Source organism: Bartonella sp. 1-1C, assembly GCF_002810325.1.
GTDB lineage: Bacteria > Pseudomonadota > Alphaproteobacteria > Rhizobiales > Rhizobiaceae > Bartonella > Bartonella rochalimae.
In genome coordinates, this window is record NZ_CP019489.1 from 525,656 (window position 1) to 549,253 (window position 23,598).

A 23,598-nucleotide genomic window follows, 5' to 3' on the forward strand; every position below is an offset into this window, starting at 1 on the left:
GAGTGTTTTGATGGCGGATACATTTTTTTTTACGCCGTCTCGGCGGTTGACAGTTGCTGACGTAGTAAAGTTGACAGGTGCGAAGCTTCTTAATCCAGAGTTTTCTAATACAGTTATAAATACTCTCTCTTCTGTAGAGAGTGCTGGGGAGGGCTCTCTTGTTTTTATAGAGAATCGAAAGTTTTCTGATGCTTTATTAGGGAGCTCTGCCGTTGCTGTCTTTTGTACGAGTGATATTGTTTTTAAAGTGCCTGAAACTATTGCAGTTTTGGTGACATCTACTCCGCAACGTGATTTTGCTCAAGTAGGACGTATTTTATTTCCTGCTTCTGTTAGGCCAACACCTTGGTTTGGTCAAAAAGAAATTTCACCGCATGCTTATATTCATCCAAGTGCTAAACTTGAAAATGATGTGTGTGTTGAGGCAGGAGCTGTTATTGGTAGAAACGTTGAAATTGGTTCGGGTACTCTTATTTCATCAACAGCTGTTATTGGAGAAAATTGTCGTATTGGACGTGATTGCTATATTGCTCCTAAGGTAACAGTTCAATATTCTTTAATCGGTAATAGAGTTTATATTTATCCTGGTGTTTGTATTGGGCAGGATGGTTTTGGTTACGTTCGAAGTGCTATTGGTGTTGAAAAAATTCCGCATCTTGGTCGTGTGATCATTCAAGATGGTGTAGAAATTGGTGCAAACACAACGATTGATCGTGGTACGTTTGATGATACAATTATTGGCGAGGGGAGCAAAATTGATAATTTGGTGCAGATTGCTCATAATGTGAAGATTGGTCGTTATTGCCTTATTGCTGCTCAATGCGGAATCGCTGGAAGCACATCTATAGGAGATATGTCTCAGCTGGGGGGAAGTGTTGGCATCGCGGATCATATTACAATAGGTGAATGTGTTCAAATTGCTGCTGGTAGTGGTGTTATGAATGATATTCCAGATGGAGAAAAATGGGGAGGTAGTCCAGCGCGACCATTTAAACAATGGTTTCGCGAAGTGGCAGCATTGCGTAGTATCGGAAAAGTAAAAAGGGAGAAACGGTGATATGACCGATACTGAAGAAACTAAAAGTCTAGAATCTATGGATATTGATAAATTGTTATCAATATTACCACATCGTTATCCATTTTTATTGATCGATCGTATAATCGAAATTGATGGTGATCAAGAAGCTATCGGCATTAAAAATGTAACAATTAATGAACCCCATTTTATGGGACACTTTCCTGAAAAGCCAGTTATGCCTGGTGTTTTGATTTTAGAAGCTATGGCACAAACAGCAGGAGCGATTTCACTTTTAAGTTTAAATAATAAGGAATTAGGCTTAGTTTATCTTATGACTGTTGATAATGCGAAATTTCGTAAACCAGTTACACCCGGTGATCAACTGAAAATTCATGTCCGATTATTAAAAAAACGATCAAATATTAGACGTTTTTTATGTATTGCAAAAGTAGAAGATGTTCGCGTTGCTGAAGCAGAAGTTTCTGCAATGATTGTTGAATCAAAGTAAATGATGTAATAGGAATGTGGGAATGTCTGATACAAAAATCCATCCAACTGCTTTTGTAGAAAAAGGAGCGCAACTTGGCAAAAATGTATCAATAGGGCCGTTTTGTCATATTGGTCCAAAAGCTGTGATTGATGATGGATGTCATTTAATGAGTCATGTTGTCATAATGGGCGAGACAGTGATAGGTGCGAATAGTAAGATATTTCCTCATGCAGTTTTAGGTGCAGAGCCACAGAATAATAAACATAAAGGGGGGCATACAACTCTTTTTATTGGTAAAAACTGTATGATTCGTGAAGGTGTTACGATGCATAGAGGCTCAGATTCAAGCTCAGGAACAACAGTTGTTGGTGATAATTGTCAATTCTTTTCTTATTCTCACGTTGCACATGATTGTTGTGTAGGAAATCATGTGACATTCGCAAATAATGCAATGATTGGCGGTCATGTTATAGTTGGTGATTATGTTATTATTGGTGGTGGTGCAGCTGTTCATCAATTTGTTCGTATCGGACATCATGCATTTATTGGTGGTGTATCTGCATTGGTTGGAGATTTGATTCCTTATGGAACGGCTGTTGGTGTACAAGCGAGACTTGCTGGACTCAATATTATTGGTATGAAGCGTGCTGGTCTTGCACGTAAAGAGATTCACGCTTTACGTCATGCAGTTTCTATGCTTTTTGATCGGAATAAACCGTTTAAAGAACGTGTTAATGATGTTTTTTCTTCTTATTCTACTTCGCAATCTGTAATTGATGTAATTAATTTTATTCAAGAAAAAGGAAAACGTTTTTATTGTACACCTAAATTTGAAGATAACGTGATAGATACATAAGGACTAAAAGTGCCTTCTTCTAATGCCAGAAGTTTTCTTTCCGGTAGGACTGCCATAATTGCTGGAAACGGTGTTTTACCTACTGTAGTTGCTCAAGAACTTGAAAAACGTGGACAAAATCCTTTTCTTGTTCTTTTGCGTGGTGAAGCTGATATGACACTTTATGATTATGAGCATTGTGAACTATCAATTGTAGAATTAGCGCGATTATTTAAAATTTTAAAAGCGGCTGAAATTCACAATGTTATTTTAGCAGGTGGTGTAAAAAAACGTCCATCTCTTTTGCAATTACGGCCCGATTGGACAACTTTGTCGGCTTTATCAAAGTTGTTTAAGGCATTGAGAAGTGGAGATGACACATTATTAAGAGCTTTTATCCGTATTTTGGAAGACTATGGTTTTTGTGTTATTGGTGCTCATGAAGTTGTACCAGATTTACTCGCTCCAATAGAATTTAATGTAACAGTGCAACGTGCTAATTCCAAGCAGAATGCTGATATTATTTTGGCGGCTGAAGCAGCAAGGAGCTTAGGTCGATTAGATATTGGACAAGCAGCTGTAGCTGTTGATGGCCAAGTGGTAGCAGTAGAAGATTCAAAGGGAACTGATAATATGTTAAGGCGAGTTCAGGAAATGCGGGAAAGGCAGAAAATTGTCCCGCAAGGCGGTGTTCTTGTGAAATGTGTAAAACCACAACAAGATTATCGGGTAGATTTGCCATCAATTGGACCTACAACAGTAATTAATGCTGCTAAAAGTGGATTGTCTGGTATTGCAGTGGAAGCAAAGAAAAGTTTGATATTATCTTTAGAAAAAACGATAGAAGAAGCAAATAAACGTTCTTTGTTTATAGAAACATTTAGGACAACGGATAATGAATAATAGTTCTTTAAAAATTGCTGTTATTGCAGGTGAAGAATCTGGTGATTTACTTGGAGCAGACTTGATTTCTTCTTTATCTAAACAGACAGGATGCAATATTCATTTGATTGGTGTTGGAGGTAGACATTTAGAAGCATTAGGCTTGAAAAGTTTTTTTGACTTTAATGATATTGCTTTAATAGGTTTAGGAGCAATATTAAATAAACTGCCATTACTATTGATGCATATTCGTAATTTGTCTAAGTTCATTGCACAGGAACAACCTGATTGTTTAATTATTATTGACAGTCCTGATTTTACTCATCGTGTTGCAAAAAGAGTACGCACTTTAGCACCTTCTATTCCTATTATTCAATATGTTGCCCCAACTGTTTGGGCATGGCGGCCAGAACGTGCTAAAATTATGTGTAAATTTGTGGATCACATATTGGCTATTTTTCCATTTGAAGAAAAGATTATAAAAGATTTGAATGGACCGGATACAACTTATGTTGGGCATCGTCTTTTAAACTATCCCCCACTTTTAGCTGTTCAATCGAAAAAAAAGCGTTTACGTAATGAACCAATATTGCAACCTACAATTGTCGTTTTGCCAGGATCACGGAGGGCAGAGATACGCAGTTTGATGCCTATTTTTGGACAAGCAATAGAAATTGTTAAACAACGTATTCCTCATTTACGTATTATTTTACCAACTTTACCGTATTTAATAAATGAGATTCATCTTTTAACGCAAGATTGGAAAAATGAGGTTGAGATTGTTGTTGGTGAAGATGAGAAATGGTCTGCTTTTGCAGAAGCTGATGTTGCACTTGCAGCGTTAGGAACAGTTTCACTTGAATTAGCGCTGGCAAGAATTCCGATGGTTCTTTGCTATAAGCTTGATTATTTTTTTAAATTATTTTTTTTTTCAAAAGTATTACTATGGAGTTCTGCTCTTCCAAATATTATTGCTGATAAGCCTGTTGTGTCGGAATATTTTAATGAATTTTTGCGACCTGGCATGTTAGCAAGGCAGATAGAACAACTTTTACATAACCATTTATTACGGCATGTACAATTTGATTCCTTTGATATAATAGAGACGAAAATGAAAACAGAAGTGCCATCAGAAGATATTGCTGCTCAAACGATTATAAGCTTTCTTAAGGAAAAAATAGAGCATAAAAAATTGCTGATACCATAATGTTTATGGCTAATGTTTAATTTTAGCTAGAAAATCACGAGCACGTTGGCTTTTAGGATGAGTAAAAAATGTGCTCGATGTTGTGTCTTCAATAATTTTTCCGTTTTCTAGAAAGAGTATCCTCTCTGAAACTTTGCGAGCGAACCCCATTTCATGGGTAACGCAAAGCATTGTTATTCCGGTATTTGCTAGTTGAGCCATAACCTCTAAGACTTCTCCAACGCTTTCTGGATCAAGTGCTGACGTTGGTTCATCAAAAAGCATTATTTGAGGTTCCATACAAAGAGCACGTGCTATAGCTACACGCTGTTTTTGTCCACCAGATAGTTGTAAAGGATACTTATTACAGTGTTTTTCAACACCAACTTGTGTAAGGTAATGGATTGCTTTTTCTGTTGCTTGTTGTTTAGAAAGTTTGTGAACGGCTATAGGTGCTAAGATACAATTTTGTATAACAGTCATATGAGGAAATAAATTAAAGTTTTGAAAAAGCATTCCTATTGTACGTAAAATATTTTTTTGTTGTTGTATGGGAGCTGTATTAATATCAACGTTTTTGACTAAGATTGAACCTTCTTGTGCTTGCTCTAATTGATTAATACAACGAATTAGAGTTGATTTTCCTGATCCTGACGGACCACAAATAACAATACGTTCGCCAGTTTCTATATCTAAGTTGATATCACACAGTACCTGAAAATCCCCATACCATTTATTTAAGTGGCGGATAGAGATAATCAAACTTTTTGTATTATCAATAGGATGATTATTTTTATTTTCTAGATTCATTTTTCATTTTCTCAATTGATGAACAAATAGATTAATTTAACATTTTGATTGGGCAAAAAGCTTTTATAATTATTTTTTATCTATCGTAAATATCGGGTTAGATAGTGTTCAATCAAAATAATAATTCGATGAATAAGCTCGACGATAATAAGATAAATAATAGCAGCCCAAACATAAACTTGGAAATCAAAAGTACGTGAGTAAATTAGTTTAGTTGTACCCATTAAATCATAGACAGTTACGAGTGAAGCAATAGCACTAGATTTAGTCATTAAAATAAATTCATTTCCTAAGGGGCGTAATGCTACTACCATCGCTTGTGGAAAAATAATTTTGAAAAATATTGTAGAGCGATTCAGTCCTAAAGCTTTTGATGCTTCTCGTTGTTCTGCTGCTACTGCTAATAAGCTGCCTCTAAAGATTTCAGCTTGATAGGCAGCAGAATTAAGCGAAAAAATAAAAAGACAACAATACCAAGCATTTTGAAAAAACCACCATAAGCCAATTTGTTGCCAGAAGCTACTCAACGATCCAAGTCCATAGTAGAAGAGAAAGAGCTGTGCCAATAAAGGAGAACTGCGAAAAAAGTAGATATAAGCACGTGCCAAATATTGTAAGGGTTTATTATTAGATAAACGTATGAATGTGATCAATATACCAAGAAGAAGTCCTATTGAACAAGAAATAGAAACAAGTTTCAAAGTAACAATAAAGCCATCAAATAATTTTAGGCTATAACGGTTTAAAAGTGCAGGATTAAAAAGAAAATAGGGCGCATCAGAAATCATTAGATTAGTACCTTTTATATCCTACTTGAGTGCATTTTATCTAGATAACGTAAAATTGCCGAAGAAACTGCTGAAAATAATAGATAGAGTAAGCATGCTACAAGATAAAACAAAATAGGTTCATTGGTTGCTGTAGCAGCTAAATTAGTTTGTCGCATGAGATCAAGCAGTGAGATAGTTGAAACGAGGGATGTATCTTTAAGAAGAGTAAGCCAATTGTTAGAAAGCCCTGGTAACGCATTGTGGAGAAGTTGAGGAAAAACAATCCGGAAAAACGTTGTTGAGCGTGAGAGACCTAGAACTTGCGCTGCTTCATATTGGCTTTTATCAAACATCTTAAATGCCGCAAGCCAAACTTCACAAGAAAAAGCTGCAAAAACCATACTGAATGCAAGAACACCAGCAATAAAAGCATTAATACTAAATATTATGTCAATATTTAAGAAATCAAATATAGCTTGAATACAGTTTTGTAAGCCATAATAAACAAAAAACAATGTTAAAATTTCTGGTAGTCCCCGAAATACAGATGAAAATAAAGTTGCTATAGCTTTAAGTATTCTGATATTGGATTGAATTATTGTTGCATTCATAAGCCCTAAAGGAAGACCTAAAATTATGGAGCATAGAGCTAATGATAATGTTATTCCTGCACTTTTCAGGATTACCATACCCCACCCACCATTGCTAAATGATAGCAATGATAAACTGTCAATCATCTCCGTTCTCCTAATAAAGATTTGAGTAGTTATTTCCAAAAGTATAGATCATTTGCTCAATTTGTAATTAATTTTATATTTAATAAGTATCAATTTGGAAGTATTTTTTAGTAATTTTATCATATGTTCCATCATCACGGATTGCTTTTATGGCTTTATTGAACTGATTTTTAAGATCGTCATTGTTTTGGCGTATAGCAATTGCAACAGGAAGTTCAGTTCCTTCAATACTTCCTAAAAAATGGCAACAATCTTTTCCTTGGTTTTTAAACCAATCTAATATTTGTAATTTATCAAGAATAACGATATCAAGGCGGTTACTTAACAAATCACGTATTACTTCTTTTGTTGTGGGATAGAATTTAATGTTCACTCCTTTAGATGAATAATGGTTTTCTGCATATATAGCTTGTGTCGTGTTTAATTGTACACCAAGATTTTTTCCTTTAAATGCTTCTACTGAGATTTCTTTAATTTGTGAATCTTTGGGAACAATTGCAGCTGATTCTGTGCTGTAATAAGCATCTGTAAAGTCAATTTTTTTAAGTCGCTCTTGTGTAGGGGATAGAGATGCAATAATAGCATCATATTTTTTAGCAAGAAGGCCTAGAATAATTCCATCAAAATCTTGAATAGTGATAACACATGCAATTTTCATTTTTTTGCAAAGCGCATGAGCTATATCAATATCAAAACCATGAAGTTTATTATTTGAGTCAATATAACTGAATGGAGGATAGGAGCCTTCAGTTGCAATTGTAAACGTTTTAGCATTAACGAATTGCGAAAATAGTGTTGCACTTATTATGAAAGCTGCAGCCAATAATTTCATTATCCTCTCCTATGAAGTGCACAAAAAGATACTATGATATGACATATTTTATAATCTGTAAGCTTTATGAAGAGCAATACAAAAATTTATTGATATTGATTTAGTTATAATCATAACAATTCTTTATCGTGTTAGAAGTATATAATATATGTACAGGCAGAAATTCAAAGTAAGTGAAATATGAATTGTATTTTTATTATCTTTGTATAAGTATTATTTTAAATTAATGATGCTATAGTTTAATATTCTGGGAATGGCTGGGCACTGTTCTATTATGTTGCAATAAACATGTTTTAATGTCGTCAGTTCGCATTTAGTAAGAAACATATCAAGCATAGAAAACATGATAAATAATTTTAAGAATGGTAAAGTATCGATAAAAAGTAGTGATAGAATAGATTTACTAGCTTAACGTTATTTTTTAGTAAGATGATTAAATTTTCCACGGTTTGAAGTAGTTTCTATTGCCTCTTTATTTGTTATTGACATGACATATCTTTAAAGAGCATGATCTATTAGAACGCAAGTTAAGCCGCGGCTAGGAAGAGTTAAATGTAATCTAAGATCTTATTTTAACTTAAATATGACGTCTTTATGTTTTTAAAAATAGAAAGATCAATATATTCTATCTGATAAAAATAAGATTGGTAATTTGAAAGAAATACCAAAAAAAAATAAAGCCCCAATAAATTAAGGCTTTATTAATTGATTTTTTATTTTTTTGAATTTGTACGGTTGTTTATCGGGATATATTCGCGTGCTGAAGGACCTGTATACAGTTGACGTGGACGGCCAATTTTTTGTGCTGGATCTTCAATCATTTCTTTCCATTGTGCAACCCAGCCAACACTGCGTGCTAATGCAAAGAGAACAGTAAACATTTCAGTTGGAAAACCTAAGGCTTTTAATGTAATACCAGAATAGAAATCAACATTAGGATAAAGCTTTTTTTCAATAAAGTATTCATCATTTAGAGCAATTTTTTCAAGTTCCATAGCAATATCAAGAAGTGGATCATCTTGAATATTGAGTTCTTTTAAGACTTCATGGCAGGTTTGTTGCATGATTTTTGCACGTGGATCATAATTTTTATAGACACGATGGCCAAAACCCATAAGACGAAAACGATCATTTTTATCTTTTGCACGCGCGATAAACTCAGGAATTTTTTGAACAGTGCCTATTTCTTGCAACATTTTTAGACATGTTTCATTAGCACCACCGTGCGCTGGTCCCCAAAGGCATGCTACACCTGCTGCTATACAGGCAAATGGATTGGCTCCTGATGAACCAGCAAGACGTACCGTTGATGTAGATGCATTTTGCTCATGATCTGCATGAAGGGTGAAAATTCGGTCCATAGCTCGAGCAAGTACTGGATTAATTTTATATTCTTGGCAAGGAACAGAAAAGCACATATGAAGGAAGTTTGCAGCGTAACTGAGATCGTTACGGGGATAAACAAATGGTTGCCCAATGCTGTATTTATAGGCCATTGCAGCAAGGGTTGGCACTTTGGAAATAAGACGAATAGAAGCAATCATTCTCTGTTGGGAATCTGTAATATCAATGGAATCATGATAGAATGCAGACATTGCTCCAAGGCAAGCAACCATAACAGCCATAGGATGAGAATCACGACGAAAGCCATGGAAAAATCTTGCAAATTGTTCATGCACCATCGTGTGTTGCATAATACGGTAGTCAAAATCAATTTTTTCTTGTTTGGTTGGTAGTTCTCCATAAAGCAAAAGATAACAGCTTTCGAGAAAGTCTCCTTTTTCAGCGAGCTGATCAATAGAATAGCCACGATAAAGTAGGACTCCTTTATCACCATCGATATACGTGATTTTTGATTCACAAGAGGCAGTTGAGGTAAAGCCAGGATCATAAGTAAAGGTATCAGTTTCTTTATAAAGAGATGCAATCTCAATGACATCAGGGCCAATAGTACCTTTACGGACAGGTAATTCTATTTTTTTACCATTGACAGTCATATATGCTTTATTTTCGGACATTAAATATTTCCTTTCAGTGCTTCCATTTTTTTAAATTGATATGCTGTTTTTTAGCTATAGCAATTTATAGTTAAAGCTTTTCCTACCTATTTTAAGAATAGATTGGCTCTAAAATTTTGTTTAGGCAATCTGAAATATTTTTTAGCATAGCTTTTTTTTTAATATTTGTTTCAATTTTTTAAATTAAAAAACAAATTTATTTTTCATTACAAGAATTATACTTTAATATTTTCTAGTTTTATATATTAAGTTAATATGCTGTTCAGGTAATTTGGTCGTTGATGCGGTTTAGGGATTCATCTTTTCCTAATAAGATAAGCAGGTCAAAAATTCCTGGTGATGTTACGTGTCCTGTGAGGGCAGCTCGAAGTGGTTGAACAACAGCTCCAAATTTAAGTTTTTGTATTTGTGCATAATGTCGGATGGTTTCATCCAAAGTTTTTGCATCCCAATTTTGGGATGACATTAGAACAGGGTAAATTCCTTTTAAAATAGTTTGACCATTTTCATCTAAGAGTGTTTTTGCTTGTTCATCAAGAGGTAACGGTCGTTGTGCGAAGATAAATGATGCGTCATTAATAAGCTCAAGCAACGTTTTTGAACGTTCTTTCAGAATTGGTATTGCAGCTAGAAATTGAGCCCGACGTTTTTCATCAAGGTATTTTGTTATTTTTAATTCATTTGCATTTTCTGGTAAAATGTTAAGAGCAGCATCACATAGATCTTGATTATTACTTAGACGCATATAGTGTCCGTTGATGGCATCTAATTTTTTGAAATCAAAACGAGCAGCACTTTTATTAATATCATCAATATCAAACCAAGCAATCATATCTTCTATTGAAATAATTTCATCATTACCATGACTCCAACCTAGACGAACAAGGTAATTGAGCAAGGCAATGGGGAGATATCCCATTTTCCGATAAGCATCAATACCTAGCGCACCATGCCGTTTTGATAATTTTGCACCGTTTTCACCATGGATGAGCGGAATATGGGCCATTACAGGGATATCCCATCCCATTGCATTGAAGATAATTGCTTGGCGAGCTGCGTTTGTAAGATGATCATTACCACGAATAATATGTGTTATCCCCATATCATGATCATCAACAACAACAGCATGCATGTAAGTTGGAGAGCCATCAGAACGTAAAATTATAAAGTCATCTAGATCTTTATTAGGAAAGCGAATATCACCTTGAACACGATCGTGCAAAATTGTTTCACCATCTTGTGGAGCTTTAATTCGAATGACAGGTTTGATTCCTTTGGGGGCTTTAGAAATATCACGATCACGCCAGCGCCCATCATAGCGTGGTGGGAGACCTTTTGCAAAAGCATTCTCACGCATTTCAGCTAATTCTTCAAGTGTTGCATAGCAATAATAAGCTTTGCCATCTTTTACCAGTTGTTCAGCAACTTGACGGTGACGCTCTGCTCGTTTGAATTGTGAAATAGGATCTCCTTCATACTGGAGTCCCATCCAGTGCAAACCATCTATGATAGCTTTAACTGCAGTTTCTGTTGAACGTTCTCGATCTGTATCTTCAATACGTAAAAGCATTTTTCCTCCAGTATGTTTTGCATAAAGCCAGTTAAAAAGTGCGGTACGAGCGCTACCAATATGAAGAAATCCTGTAGGAGATGGTGCAAAACGGGTAATAACAGACACAGACATTATCCTCTAAAATTAAGATGTTATTTATGAATTTTATTGAAGAACTATGTTAGCATAGGTATTAGGGTGTGCAATAGCCGCATTGCAAGTAAAGTGGGGATTTGCGGATGTTAGATCAAAATAAAGTTAAAGATGATCTACCAAGAGATTTTTTCTCAAAGAGAAAAAGTCTTGTTTTGATACAGAAGGGTGATCGGTCTGTTATTGATGGTGCAAGCAATGCTACCTATAATGGGAAAGAGGACTTTTTATTTTCCTTTTTTAAGGAAAAAGTAGTTTTTTTCTGGAAGTGGCTGATAGATTGCATAAACAGAGAAATTTCTGTCGGACTGCTTTTCTTATTAGTTTTTGTCTTTTTTTCTACGGGCATTATTTTTTATTTCAGCTTAGAGCAAGAACCAAGTTGGAAACAATTTGTTATATTGATTATTATATTCTCTAGCTTGTTATATGTTTTACGGTGTTATCGGAAGATATGGTTTATAACTGGATTTTTATTTTGTATTGTATTAGGCGCTTTGGCGGCAAAAATAGAAACATGGCATATGTCTACGCCAATGTTGAGTCGCGATGTTGTTACCATATTAACAGGACGAATTGTTTCTATTAAGTCTTTAGGGAAAGGGGGATTTCGTTTAAAAGTAGATGTTTTGAAGACAGAAAGACCTACTTTATATTGTAATCTCAATCGGGTGCATTTAGTCGCAAAGTCTTTACCATATGGGTTAACTCCTGGAGATGGCTTATATGGGAAAGTAAAGCTTCGTGCTTTATCTGGAGCGATACGTCCAGGAAGTTATGATTTTAGTTTTCATAATTATTTTAAAAGAATTGGTGCACAAGGATTTTATTTAGGAAAACCCAAAAAGATATCAGTTTTTCAGCCTGATATGATGCTAGGAAAAGTTTTACAAAAAATTGAAAATTTGCGCATGCAAATGACTGAAAAAGTTATTAAAACGGTTGGTGGAGAAGGAGGGAAAGTTTCTGCTGCTTTAATAACAGGACAGAGAGGGGGGATTTCACATAATACCAGTGAAGCATTACGTATAGCCGGATTGGCACATATTTTATCAATATCAGGTCTGCATATGGCTTTACTGAGTGGTATGGTTTTTATTATTATACGGAGCTTTTTTGCATTTTTTCCAGTCTTTTCATCTTATTACTCAGTTAAAAAATTTGCTGCCATTGCTGCATTAATAGTTACAGCTTTTTATTTGATATTGTCTGGTGCAAATATTGCTGCACAAAGAAGTTTTTTGATGGTAGCTGTTATGTTGGTTGCTATATTATGTAATCGTTCTGCTGTAACAATGCGTAATTTTGCTATTGCTGGTTTAGTAACTGTAGCTATAAGTCCGCATGAAATATTAGAGCCTAGTTTTCAAATGTCATTTTCTGCAACCGTAGCTTTGATTGCTGCTTTTTCTTGGTGGAGTGAGGGGTATTGCTCTTGTAAAGGAAATACAGCACCTTCTTATATTGGAGGAAAGGTGCTTCGTTTTGTCTTTTTATCCGTTGTTTCAACTTGCATGTCTTCATTGGTAGCTGGTTCTGCAAGTGGGATTTATGCAGCTTATCATTTTTCTAATGTAGCTCTTTTAGGTGTTATCAGTAATGCTTTGGCTTTGCCTATAGTATCAATTTTCATCATGCCATTTGGACTACTTTCAGCTTTTTCAATGTTTTTTGGGCTTGAATGGTGGCCTTTACAGATTATGGGATTTGGTACGAACCTTATGATAAAAATTGCTTATGCAATACAGGCTATTTCTCCTGTTTTAAATCCTGGATTTATCCCGCTATCTGCATTGATTTTATTAAGTATCGGTTTAGTTGGGCTCACTTTTTTAAAAACGGCTATTAGACTCTTCTTTGGTTTTTTTATTTTGGGAGGTATTTTAGTTTGTATGATGCAGTCACCTGTACAGTTAATCATAGCAGATAATATGAAAATTGTAGGTGTTTTGAATGACAAGATATTATATGTTGATCGTTATCATCCTTCTAAATTTACAATATCTTTATGGGAAAAATCGTTTCGCATAAATAAAACCATTAAACCAACAAAGATTGGTCCATCTCTCAAAGGACAATTTATTTGTGATGATAAGATCTGTACAACTTTATTAGAAAATGGATTTAAAATTGCTATTTTATATGGAGAGACAGATCATTGCGTAAAAGCAGATATCATAATTAAAAAACATGCAACAAGCAATGAAACGTGCGATTCAATAAATGCAATAACATTTACATCTCAACAACTATTATCGCGAGGAAGCGTTATACTTACTAAAAACAAAAACATCCTTTGGTCTTCTGCAGGTTTTTATAGACCATGGAATACTCATAGAAAAAATTTATAAAGGCTAGCTAGTTTATAGCCTCTATATAAATTTTATAATAACTTCATTTCACAAATGAGATAATAGTTTTTCTAACATTCACATTCAGCAGAGCTTGCATTGAGCTGACTATATTTCTCTTCTCCCATTGTTTTAAAAAGTTGAAGCTGAGTTTCAAGAAAATCAATATGATTTTCTTCATCTTCAAGCAATTCATCAAATAATTTCTTTGAAACATGATCAGAAAGCTTAGCACAAATTTCACGTGATTTTAAATAAAATTCTCGAGCTTCATATTCACTTGCAAGATCACATTCTAAAATATCCTTAAGGTTTTTTCCAATACGTAAAGGCTCAGAAGTTTGAATATTTGGATGTCCTTCAAGAAAAGTAATACGCTTAATGAGTTTATCTACATGTTCCATTTCTTCTATAGATTCTTTGCGCTCTATTTTAGCTAATTTGATATAGCCCCAGTTTTCTATAAGAGAAGAATGCAACAAATATTGATTAACAGCACTAAGCTCAAGAGAAAGAGCTTTATTGAGTTGCTCGATAACTTGTGAATGACCTTTCATAGTATTCTATTGTCCTATTTTGTTTTTAGTACTAGATACGACTAATACAAGAAATGATACTTAATATATTATATATTGCCTTGATTAAGTGTTGGGCTAGTCCTCTTTATCCTTAATGTGAATGATCCAATAACATGAGGAAAATAAACTACCACATTTTACTACATCGTTCCATTAATTTATAAATTAATTAGAAAGAATCAATAGTTAATAATCATTTTTTTAAAGTAGGCATTTTCTTGATATTTACATGCTTTATAAGCCTATAGGAGCATACTTTGTATTAGAATTTTTAAATAATTATTTTATAAATTATAAGTCTTTTATTAAAAAACAGAATAGTTAATTACTGTATTCTATGTAACAAGTCTTATTTCCAATAAGCTAACAAATAAAGTTATAGCTGCTTAGAGCGATAAATCGTTTTTTATAATTCATAATAAATATTGCTCATTGAATTGATATAAAGGAAGGTAATGTATGGATATTCAAAAATTAAAAAAAATGGCTGCTGCTAAAGCACTTGAATCTGTGCAAGATTATATGCGTCTTGGTATAGGCACTGGTTCTACAGTAAATGAATTTATTCGTCTTCTTGGTGAGTGCATTACAAATGGTTTAAGGATAACTGGTGTTGCTACTTCATATCATTCTGAGCATTTATGTCGTCAGTTTGGAGTGCCTATTACTACTTTAGATAAAATATCTAAGCTTGATCTTTGTATTGATGGAGCTGATGAAATCGATCCTCAGATGGTCTTGATCAAAGGAAGGGGTGGAGCATTGTTGCATGAAAAAATTGTAGCATCTGCATCTGATGAGATGCTTATTATTGCTGATGAAACAAAGATGGTAAAAACGCTTGGTGCTTCTGGGGTGCCAATAGAAGTTAATCCATTTGGGATGAATGCTACATGCAAGGCGATTGAAAAGGTAGTGAGTAATTTAGGATTTTCAGGAGAAATTAAATTACGTATGAATGGAGATATTCCCTTTGAGACTGATGGCGGTCATTTTATTGTTGATGCATTTTTAGGATCTATTCTAAATCCAAAAGAATTATCAGATGCGTTATTGGGAGTTCCTGGTGTTGTTGAACATGGTCTTTTTTTAGGTTTTGCTTCTCGTGCAATTGTAGCCATGGCAGATGGTACAATAAAATTTTTAGAATCATCTAGTAACTGAAAACTTGTTAAAAATTTAAAATAATAAATTTAAACTATAATATTTCTATGGAGTCATCATTATTATGAGAATAACAGTTTTTTTTCAGAAATTTATAATATTACTTAGTGCAGTTGCTATTTTAATTGTGAATATTCAAATAACTTATGCGCAAGATGTGAGTGATAAACATTTAGATTCAGCTAAAAAGGTGATTAGTGCTATTCGTGCAACTGATCAGTTTGATAGTTTTTTGCCAATGGCAGCACGTGATATTAAAGAAAAATTAATAAGTAATGATCCAAACTTAGAAAAAAATATTTCTGCAATTGTTGATAAAGAAGCGCTTACTTTAACTAAACGGCGTGCTGATTTAGAGAAAGAGGTGGCCTATGTATACGCAAAGCATTTTAGTCAGGAAGAACTTGATAAAATTTCAGCATTTTACAGTTCTGATGTTGGTAAAAAATTTTTGATGACAGTTCCAGATGTTGCGCGCGATGCTTATTCTGCATTTGATGCATGGTCTGCTACTGTAATACAGGATCTTATAGAAAATGTAGAAAAAGAAATGTCCCAAACACTTAACTTAAATAATTCTATTACTCCTATGGAATCCACTTCTTCACAATCTCCAATGTAATTCATTAGTTTCATAGGTGTCATAGGCATTTTATTTAAAAGCAGCAGCTAGATACTACTTTAAGGAAAATAGAGTGCTCTGAGAGTATTATCTTTGTACAAAAAAATCAGAAAAAAGAAGAAGCTTTTATTTGATGACAAGAAGTAGTACCTGTACAGTGAAAGCGTATGGGAAAGGATATTTTATGATGCTTTTTGATTTGTTCGTTATTGGAGGAGGATCGGGTGGAGTGCGTGCTGCTCGTCTTGCTGGACAACTTGGAAAGCGTGTCGCTATAGCAGAAGAACATCGTGTGGGAGGAACTTGTGTTATTCGCGGTTGTGTTCCTAAAAAATTGTTTGTTTATGCATCGCAATATGCACGCGAATTTAAGGATAGCATTGGTTTTGGCTGGGAATATGTTAATCCAGTTTTTAATTGGAGCAAGTTGATTGAAGCTAAAAATAAAGAATTATCTAGGTTAGAGGAGCTTTATTGTAAGGGATTAAAAAATAACAATGTTCAAATTTATAAGAGTCGCGCTGTTTTTATTGATGAACATACATTAGAACTTTCTGCAACAGGTGAGCGAGTAAAAGCAGAAAAGATTTTGATTGCGACAGGGGCAACGATTTCTCCAAATTTTGCAATAAAAGGCAGTGAGTTATGTCTTACTTCTAATGAAATTTTCGATCTTGAAAAATTACCAAAATCAATAGTTATTGTTGGTGGTGGTTATATTGGTCTTGAATTTGCTGGTATTTTTCACGAATTGGGTGTGAAAACAACATTGGTTCATCGTGGTGATTTAATTCTTCGTAATTTTGATTATGATTTACGGCGGTTATTAAGTGATGCGATGATTGAAAAGGGAATTTCTATTATCTATGGGGCTACAGTTGCCCAGGTTGAAGCCCAAAATAGCCACTATAACGTTGTTTTATCGAATGGACAAATTATTACTACTGATCAGGTTATGTTGGCTACGGGACGTGTGCCAAATACAAAAGGCTTAGAACTTCAGAGGGCAGGTGTTAAACTTAATGAGGATGGCGCTATTATTGTTGATGAAAAAATGACAACAAATATACCTCACATTTGGGCTGTTGGTGATGTAACAGGTCATGTTCAGTTAACACCTGTTGCTATACACGAAGCAATGTGTTTTATTAAAACTGTTTTTGAAGATACTCCAACGATACCGGATTATAATTTAATTGCGACAGCCGTTTTTTCGCAGCCAGAGATTGGAACTGTTGGTCTTTCAGAGGAAGATGCCATTCGTTATTATAAGCGTGTTGAAATTTATCGTATACAATTTCGTTCTTTGCGTAATACTCTTTCTGGTAATGCAGAAAAGATGTTTATGAAATTGATTGTTGATGGTGAGAGCCGTATTGTTATTGGTGCTCATATTTTGGGAGAAGGTGCTGGTGAAATGGCTCAGCTTGTTGGAGTCGCTCTAAAAGGAAAGCTGACAAAAGATATATTTGATGAAACTATGGCAATTCATCCAACAGCAGCAGAAGAGTTGGTAACGATGTATAAACCGAGTTATATATATGAAAATGGGAAGAAATTAGAAAGTTAAATAGTGGATGTTATAGAAAATTATAAAGATTTGCATACTGCATATACGCTGATTAGGTAAGTTTTAGAGAGAATACGGTGATAAAAAATAGCCCTCTGAAATCTTGGAAAAAAATTAATTAAACAAATTTTAACTTGTTCCACTAAATCTGTATTAGCAGAAATTAAATAAGAATTGAGCAAATATATTCCTTTGTTTTTTTTGATGAAGTGTACCAGTTTAAAGAGTGAGTTAGCAGTGGTTGCAGAAGGTTAAGCTTTTTATAACAGAGAAAATTGTGCAGAAAATTTTGCTATAAGCATAAGATTGATCATATCCACGATTTTTTTCGTGTATTTTTTGCAAAGGGCAATCATTTTAACTTTTGGGAGCTTTAAGCCAGTTGTTAAAATTGGTTGTACTGTTAGTGAATTTTCAAAACTACGCTTCTTTGATATGGAAAGAAAAGAAGATAAAAAGTTGTTCTTTTATAGAGAGGATATCATCAATGGGATTGAATTTAATAAAACTGTTTGTACTCTTGGTCTATATCTATCTTGGTCTATATCTATAATGAATGTTCATAGTTTATCGTCAGTTAATGGCAATATTAGTTATTGTATGCTTTTTTATAGGGCGGGTATGCTAATTTAGAAAATGTCCATAAATGGATGTTATATTTTATTTTAATAGTCTACAATGTAAACGTTACGAATTATTAGCAAAGCGTATTTCTAAAGCAATCAATTTTATACATTTAATAGGAGGTAAAGCTAAAATAAATCTCTCATTACGTGAAACATCTCCTTATACAAGCCACGAAGCGTTTTTGCGAGGTTTTGACAGGAATTGATTCAACTTTTGACAATTTGTATGCAGTATCTGACCATATATTGTAGATTGGTGACTATGTGTGTTATCTTGATCATGCGCATGTATAAAATTATCATAGTATTAAAAATTCTATCGGATTACAATGTAATTCTTCTATTAATTCTGATGAGCTTTTGAAATTGATGATTGATATTCTCAATCCTGTAAGCGAATCAGGGTGACTTATATCCTTATTGTGCGTTTGCATGGTAATACGATTACGGCTAATGATTATAAATACGTTCTTTTGATTATGTTTTAAAAGAATTTGATAATTTTTTAGTTCATTAGGAAGAGAGTGCTTATCTAGGAGGTGTGCATATTGAAATGATAGGATGCAATGTCACTAAATGTACAGGCAATGCGAAAACCATTTCTGATCATTATAATATTTTATTGTGATATGAGTTCAAACGCGAAACAGTCGCTTAAGTTAGCTTTTTTTGTTGATGAACGTTTGAAAAAAGTCGTGATGCTTCTTCAGTTATTTAGGAGAGAAGATTTAGATAATAATCCTATCCTGTTGTTTATTTTCAATTTTTATGGAAGTAAGCACTTTTAGTAAAAATTCCTTTGATGGTTGAAACTGATTGATGGTCACGTTAAGTTGATACAATGAAACAAAAACTTATAAAAGATGATTTTCGGATTGTAATTGCTCAATTAAATCCTGTTATTGGTGATATTGGGGGAAATTTTACTCTTGCGAAAATGGCATATCAAAAAGCTTACGAACAGGGTGCTGATCTTGTTTTGTTGACTGAGCTTTTCATAAGTGCTTATCCCCCTGAAGATCTTGTTCTTAAATCTTCTTTTACAGAAGCATGTGAAGATGCTGTTAGAAAGTTAGCGCAGCTCACGAAAGAAGGGCCTGGAATTATTATTGGCGTTCCTTTAAAACGTAATAACAACCTTTATAATGGTATCATGATTCTTGATGATGGGCAGGTGATTGCGGAATGTTTTAAGTATGATTTACCTAATTATTGTGAATTTGATGAAAAGCGCGTATTTGCTTCTGGTCCACGTCCTGAGCCTATTGTGTACCGTGGGATAACGTTAGGAGTTTTGATTTGCGAAGATATTTGGAATGATCCTTCTATTTGTGCTAATCTTAGCCATAAAGGAGCTGAGATTATTCTTGTTTCTAATGGGTCTCCTTATCACCGTAATAAAACACAAAAACGTTTAGACATTGTTCGCTCGCGAGCTGTTCAATCATGTGTACCAATTATTTATGCTAATCAAGTTGGAGGCCAAGATGAATTAGTATTTGATGGGGGGTCTTTTGCACTGGATGAACACGGTCAAATAGCATTTCAAATGAAGCATTTTGAAAGTCAGATTACTTTGAGTCATTGGCAAAGAAAATCTATTGGGTGGCAATGTATTTCTGGTCCAGATGAAAAACTTTTAGATGGAGTAGCTGCTGATTATCACGCCTGTGTTTTAGGTTTAAAGGATTATGTCAATAAGAACCGTTTTAAAGATGTTCTTCTTGGCTTTTCAGGAGGAATTGACTCAGCGCTTTGTGCTGCAATTGCGGTCGATGCTTTGGGAGCTGAAAGGGTTTGTGCTGTGATGATGCCTTATTATTATACATCACAGGAATCATTAAAGGATGCTAAAGATTGTGCCCGTCTTTTAGGATGTCGTTATGAAATAATACCTATTTTTAAACTTGTTGAGAGTTTTTTGAGCATAATGGCCCCTATTTTTTCAGGGTTAAAAACTGATGTTACAGAGGAAAATCTTCAAAGCCGTATACGTGGAAGCGTTTTAATGGCTCTTTCAAATAAATTTGATTCGATGGTAATAACAACAGGTAATAAATCGGAAATGGCCGTTGGGTATGCGACTCTTTATGGCGATATGAATGGTGGTTTTAATCCCATTAAAGATATTTATAAAACGCAGGTTTATAAATTAGCTGAGTGGCGCAATAAAAATTATTTGCAGAATTTATTGGGACCGAAAAGAATTGTCATTCCAAATAATATTATAACAAAAGCACCTTCTGCAGAGCTTCGGGACAATCAAAAAGATGAGGATTCTCTTCCTCCTTATCCTATTTTAGATGATATCTTGCAATCTCTTGTAGAAGATGACATGAGTGTTTGTGATATTCTTAAGCGTGGACACTCACGGCAAACAGTTGAGAAAGTAGAACATTTGCTTTATTTGGCTGAGTATAAAAGACGGCAATCTGCACTGGGTGTAAAAATTAGTTATAAAAACTTCGGGCGTGATCGTCGTTACCCTATTACCAATCATTTTCGCGATAAAAGTTGAGCATTATTTTGATGATAAAAGTTCGTTTTGCCCCATCTCCAACAGGTTATATTCATATAGGAAATACTCGTATTGCATTGTTTAATTGGCTGTATGCGAAAGCGCATAACGGTACATTTATTTTACGTTATGATGATACAGATGCTAAGCGGTCCAAACAAGAATATATTGACGCTCTTATGGTTGATCTCGAATGGCTTAGTATTCAACCAGATGAAGTTTATTATCAGTCTAAACGCTTTAATCGATATGATGAAGTTGCAGAAGTTTTAAAACAACGTGGCCTTCTTTATCCTTGTTATGAAACAGCGGAGGAATTGGATCGACGTCGTAAAATACAACTTTCACGTAAATTACCCCCTGTTTATAATCGTGATGCATTAAAATTGACATTAGAAGATAAAAAAGCTTTTGAGGATCAAGGTCGTAAACCTCATTGGCGGTTTCTTTTGCCTAATTTTGAAAGTAATCCATTTCAAACTAAACGAACAGAAGTTTATTGGGATGATATCGTAAAAGGTAGGCAGACGATAGATTTGGCTTCTATGTCAGATCCTGTCTTAATTCGTGAAGATGGGAGCTATCTTTACACTCTACCTTCTGTCGTTGATGATATAGATATGGCTATTACACATATTATTCGTGGCGGTGATCACATTGCTAATACTGCTGCGCAGATTGCTCTCTTTAAGGCTCTCGATGCAGTGTCTCCAATTTTTGGTCATATTAATTTATTAACAACAACTTCAGGAGAGGGGCTTTCAAAACGGAATAGTGATCTTTCCGTTCGTTCTTTGCGCGAAGATGGCTTTGAGTCTATGGCTGTTCAGTGTCTTGCAGTGTTAATTGGGACGTCGCAAAATGTACAAGCATATCCTAATCAAGATATTCTTTTAAAGCATTTTTATCTCGAGGATACATCAAAATCAGCAGCAAAATTTGATGTAACTGATCTTCTTATATTGAATAGTCATTTTGTTCACGAATTGACTTATGAAGACATCAAAACACGACTTGAAAAATTTTCTATTCATGGAGAACAAGCAGAATATTTTTGGAATACGGTAAAAAACAATATTACTAAGCTGAATGATACAGTTTTATGGTGGAAAATTATTCACACCGATGAGAGCTTTGATGTAACCTCTCCTGAAGATCGTGTTTATGTGCAACAGTCTGTTCATTTATTACCTGAGGGGGGATTGAATGATGAAAGTTGGAAAATTTGGACGACGGCGTTACAAGAAAAAACGGGTCGTAAAGGAAAAGCTTTGTTTATGCCGTTGCGTCAAGCTCTTACGGGGATAACGCATGGACCTGAAATGGGAAAAATTTTACTACTTTTAGGGCGTGAAAAGATAATAAAAAGATTAACTATGGTAGGTAGCGGAAAACTCTAAACTAGGTAAAATATTCACTATTATTTTTCAGTAATCAAATTAGAGAGCTTCAGTATTGTTTTTTATAAGCATGAATGCTGGAATATCAGCGCCAAATCCAATTGGAATAGGACTTTTGTTTTTTTCATGACATTTGTTTGATGATTTCTCTTTGTTATCTTTAGTTTCAATGTAAGCTGACTTCTCTTTTTCTGGTATTTTTTTCGTTTGAGTTTTACGCTCTTTTTGAGCAGTTTTCTGTTGCGATTTTGTGGGTTTTGTTTTTGAAACAGTATTGTTTTCTTCATCATGAGCTATTAAAGTAGAAAGATCACCATTAAGCCACTCAATTTTTTCTTTGCTTATTTCTTCAATGGCACAGATGTATTTTTCATCAGCTTTTGTAACAATGGTAAAAGCTTTACCGCTGCGTTTTGCACGTCCTGTGCGGCCGATGCGATGAATATAATCTTCCGCATGTGTCGGTACATCATAGTTGAAAACATGACTGACTGCTGGGATATCTAGACCACGAGCAGCGACATCAGAAGCAATAAGAAGTATAAATTTATTGTTTTTGAAGCTAGCTAATGTGTTTGTTCGTGAATGTTGATCCATATCACCATGAAGTGTACCTACACTGAAATTATGTTTAATAAGATATTGAAAAAGTTCAGAAATATCTTTTTTTCGATTACAAAAAATGATAGCGTTTTTAAGTTCATCACCTTCATTCTGAATAAGTTCTTTTAAAACAGCTTTTTTATCACATGGTTTACTTTCAGACTTAACTAGTCGTTGCGTGATTGTTTTCGCTGTTGAAGACGCTTCTGTAATTTCGATATATACAGGAGAATGTAAAAATTGCTTTGTTAATTGTGTAATTTCTGGTGCCATTGTTGCTGAAAAGAATAAAGTTTGGCGTGTAAAAGGAGTCACTTTACAAATACGCTCAACATCAGGGATAAAACCCATATTTAGCATGCGGTCAGCTTCGTCAATGACTAGAATTTCAACACCTACCAAGAGTAATTTACCACGCTCAAAGTGATCTAGAAGACGTCCTGGTGTTGCGATCAAAACATCAGCGCCTCGTTCAAGTTTACGATCTTGGTGTTCGAAAGAGACACCACCAATTAATAATGCAACGTTTAAATTATGATTAACACCATATTTATCAAAATTTTCTTTAACTTGGGCAGCAAGCTCTCGTGTTGGTTCTAATATGAGGGTACGGGGAATTCTTGCTCTTGCACGTCCTTTTTCAAGTAAGGTAAGCATAGGAAGGACGAAGGAGGCTGTTTTACCAGTACCTGTCTGAGCAATTCCTAAAACATCTTTTTTTTGAAGAATATAAGGGATCGTCCTACTTTGAATAGGCGTCGGGATTGTATATCCTGCTGATTTTATAGCTTTAATAACCTTTTTTGAAAGGCCTAAATTATCGAAATTGTCCAAAGCTAGTGTCATTCTTTCTTTTTGCTGATTATTTTGCAATTTTAACGAT

20 protein-coding genes and 1 pseudogene are annotated in these 23,598 nt (G+C 34.4%); 13 read left to right on the top strand and 8 right to left on the bottom strand.

What is annotated here, in order from left to right:
• Positions 1-10: 10 nt before the first annotated feature.
• Genes lpxD through lpxB form a run of 5 tightly spaced genes read left to right on the top strand, consistent with a single transcriptional unit; the run spans position 11 to position 4,432 of the window.
• Complete coding sequence (lpxD, locus tag B11cv2_RS02410) at positions 11-1,057, top strand: UDP-3-O-(3-hydroxymyristoyl)glucosamine N-acyltransferase (RefSeq protein WP_100693158.1); 1,047 nt, start codon at positions 11-13, stop codon at positions 1,055-1,057.
• A 1-nt stretch (position 1,058) separates the two neighbouring features.
• Positions 1,059-1,526, top strand: a complete 468-nt coding sequence (gene fabZ / locus B11cv2_RS02415; RefSeq protein ID WP_100693159.1) for a 3-hydroxyacyl-ACP dehydratase FabZ — start codon at positions 1,059-1,061, stop codon at positions 1,524-1,526.
• Positions 1,527-1,548: 22 nt separating this feature from the next.
• Positions 1,549-2,364: an acyl-ACP--UDP-N-acetylglucosamine O-acyltransferase gene (gene lpxA / locus B11cv2_RS02420; protein ID WP_100693160.1), complete on the top strand. Its 816-nt coding sequence runs from the start codon at positions 1,549-1,551 to the stop codon at positions 2,362-2,364.
• Between the two features lie 9 nt (positions 2,365-2,373).
• On the top strand, positions 2,374-3,246 hold the full coding sequence (locus B11cv2_RS02425) for an LpxI family protein (RefSeq protein WP_100693161.1): 873 nt from the start codon (positions 2,374-2,376) through the stop codon (positions 3,244-3,246).
• Positions 3,239-4,432, top strand: a complete 1,194-nt coding sequence (gene lpxB / locus B11cv2_RS02430; RefSeq protein ID WP_100693162.1) for a lipid-A-disaccharide synthase — start codon at positions 3,239-3,241, stop codon at positions 4,430-4,432. Before B11cv2_RS02425 ends, lpxB begins: the two co-directional genes overlap by 8 nt.
• A gap of 9 nt (positions 4,433-4,441) precedes the next feature.
• Here the strand turns inward: lpxB and B11cv2_RS02435 are convergent, their stop codons facing one another.
• The 6 genes and pseudogenes from B11cv2_RS02435 to gltX (B11cv2_RS02460) form a co-directional block, all read right to left on the bottom strand.
• Positions 4,442-5,221, bottom strand: coding sequence for an amino acid ABC transporter ATP-binding protein (locus B11cv2_RS02435; protein WP_100693163.1), 780 nt, complete (start codon positions 5,219-5,221; stop codon positions 4,442-4,444).
• Between the two features lie 80 nt (positions 5,222-5,301).
• Positions 5,302-6,009 (bottom strand): ABC transporter permease, encoded by a 708-nt coding sequence (locus B11cv2_RS02440; RefSeq protein ID WP_100693164.1) that lies wholly within the window; start codon positions 6,007-6,009, stop codon positions 5,302-5,304.
• Between the two features lie 4 nt (positions 6,010-6,013).
• Positions 6,014-6,728 (bottom strand): annotated as a pseudogene (locus tag B11cv2_RS02445) (ABC transporter permease).
• 79 nt (positions 6,729-6,807) lie between these two features.
• A complete protein-coding gene (locus B11cv2_RS02450; RefSeq protein WP_100693166.1) occupies positions 6,808-7,560 on the bottom strand; it encodes a transporter substrate-binding domain-containing protein in 753 nt (250 codons plus the stop codon).
• A gap of 713 nt (positions 7,561-8,273) precedes the next feature.
• Complete coding sequence (gene gltA / locus B11cv2_RS02455) at positions 8,274-9,578, bottom strand: citrate synthase (RefSeq protein WP_100693167.1); 1,305 nt, start codon at positions 9,576-9,578, stop codon at positions 8,274-8,276.
• A gap of 262 nt (positions 9,579-9,840) precedes the next feature.
• Positions 9,841-11,256, bottom strand: coding sequence for a glutamate--tRNA ligase (gene gltX / locus B11cv2_RS02460; RefSeq protein ID WP_100693935.1), 1,416 nt, complete (start codon positions 11,254-11,256; stop codon positions 9,841-9,843).
• Between the two features lie 113 nt (positions 11,257-11,369).
• Here gltX (B11cv2_RS02460) and B11cv2_RS02465 point away from each other — a divergent pair, with 113 nt between their 5' ends.
• The gene (locus B11cv2_RS02465; RefSeq protein ID WP_100693168.1) at positions 11,370-13,634 is read left to right on the top strand and encodes a ComEC/Rec2 family competence protein; all 2,265 of its coding nucleotides are present in this window, start codon (positions 11,370-11,372) and stop codon (positions 13,632-13,634) included.
• Positions 13,635-13,705: 71 nt separating this feature from the next.
• Here B11cv2_RS02465 and bfr read toward each other — a convergent pair whose 3' ends face one another.
• Positions 13,706-14,191, bottom strand: coding sequence for a bacterioferritin (gene bfr, locus B11cv2_RS02470; RefSeq protein ID WP_100693169.1), 486 nt, complete (start codon positions 14,189-14,191; stop codon positions 13,706-13,708).
• 480 nt (positions 14,192-14,671) lie between these two features.
• Between bfr and rpiA the strand changes: the two genes are divergently transcribed.
• From rpiA to gltX (B11cv2_RS02500), 7 genes are all read left to right on the top strand, one after another.
• Positions 14,672-15,376 (top strand): ribose-5-phosphate isomerase RpiA, encoded by a 705-nt coding sequence (rpiA, locus tag B11cv2_RS02475; RefSeq protein ID WP_100693170.1) that lies wholly within the window; start codon positions 14,672-14,674, stop codon positions 15,374-15,376.
• A gap of 64 nt (positions 15,377-15,440) precedes the next feature.
• Complete coding sequence (locus B11cv2_RS02480; RefSeq protein ID WP_100693171.1) at positions 15,441-15,998, top strand: DUF2059 domain-containing protein; 558 nt, start codon at positions 15,441-15,443, stop codon at positions 15,996-15,998.
• Between the two features lie 187 nt (positions 15,999-16,185).
• On the top strand, positions 16,186-17,568 hold the full coding sequence (gorA, locus tag B11cv2_RS02485; protein WP_199570352.1) for a glutathione-disulfide reductase: 1,383 nt from the start codon (positions 16,186-16,188) through the stop codon (positions 17,566-17,568).
• A 330-nt stretch (positions 17,569-17,898) separates the two neighbouring features.
• Positions 17,899-18,201, top strand: coding sequence for a 3-deoxy-7-phosphoheptulonate synthase (locus B11cv2_RS07490; RefSeq protein WP_245406989.1), 303 nt, complete (start codon positions 17,899-17,901; stop codon positions 18,199-18,201).
• A gap of 13 nt (positions 18,202-18,214) precedes the next feature.
• Positions 18,215-18,400 (top strand): 3-deoxy-7-phosphoheptulonate synthase, encoded by a 186-nt coding sequence (locus B11cv2_RS07495; protein WP_245406990.1) that lies wholly within the window; start codon positions 18,215-18,217, stop codon positions 18,398-18,400.
• A 635-nt stretch (positions 18,401-19,035) separates the two neighbouring features.
• Positions 19,036-20,712 carry an NAD+ synthase gene (locus B11cv2_RS02495; RefSeq protein WP_100693173.1) on the top strand — a complete coding sequence of 559 codons (1,677 nt, stop codon included), beginning with the start codon at positions 19,036-19,038 and terminating at the stop codon, positions 20,710-20,712.
• 11 nt (positions 20,713-20,723) lie between these two features.
• Positions 20,724-22,112 (top strand): glutamate--tRNA ligase, encoded by a 1,389-nt coding sequence (gene gltX, locus B11cv2_RS02500; RefSeq protein ID WP_100693174.1) that lies wholly within the window; start codon positions 20,724-20,726, stop codon positions 22,110-22,112.
• Positions 22,113-22,151: 39 nt separating this feature from the next.
• Here the strand turns inward: gltX (B11cv2_RS02500) and B11cv2_RS02505 are convergent, their stop codons facing one another.
• On the bottom strand, positions 22,152-23,561 hold the full coding sequence (locus tag B11cv2_RS02505; protein ID WP_100693175.1) for a DEAD/DEAH box helicase: 1,410 nt from the start codon (positions 23,559-23,561) through the stop codon (positions 22,152-22,154).
• Between the last annotated feature and the right edge of the window lie 37 nt (positions 23,562-23,598).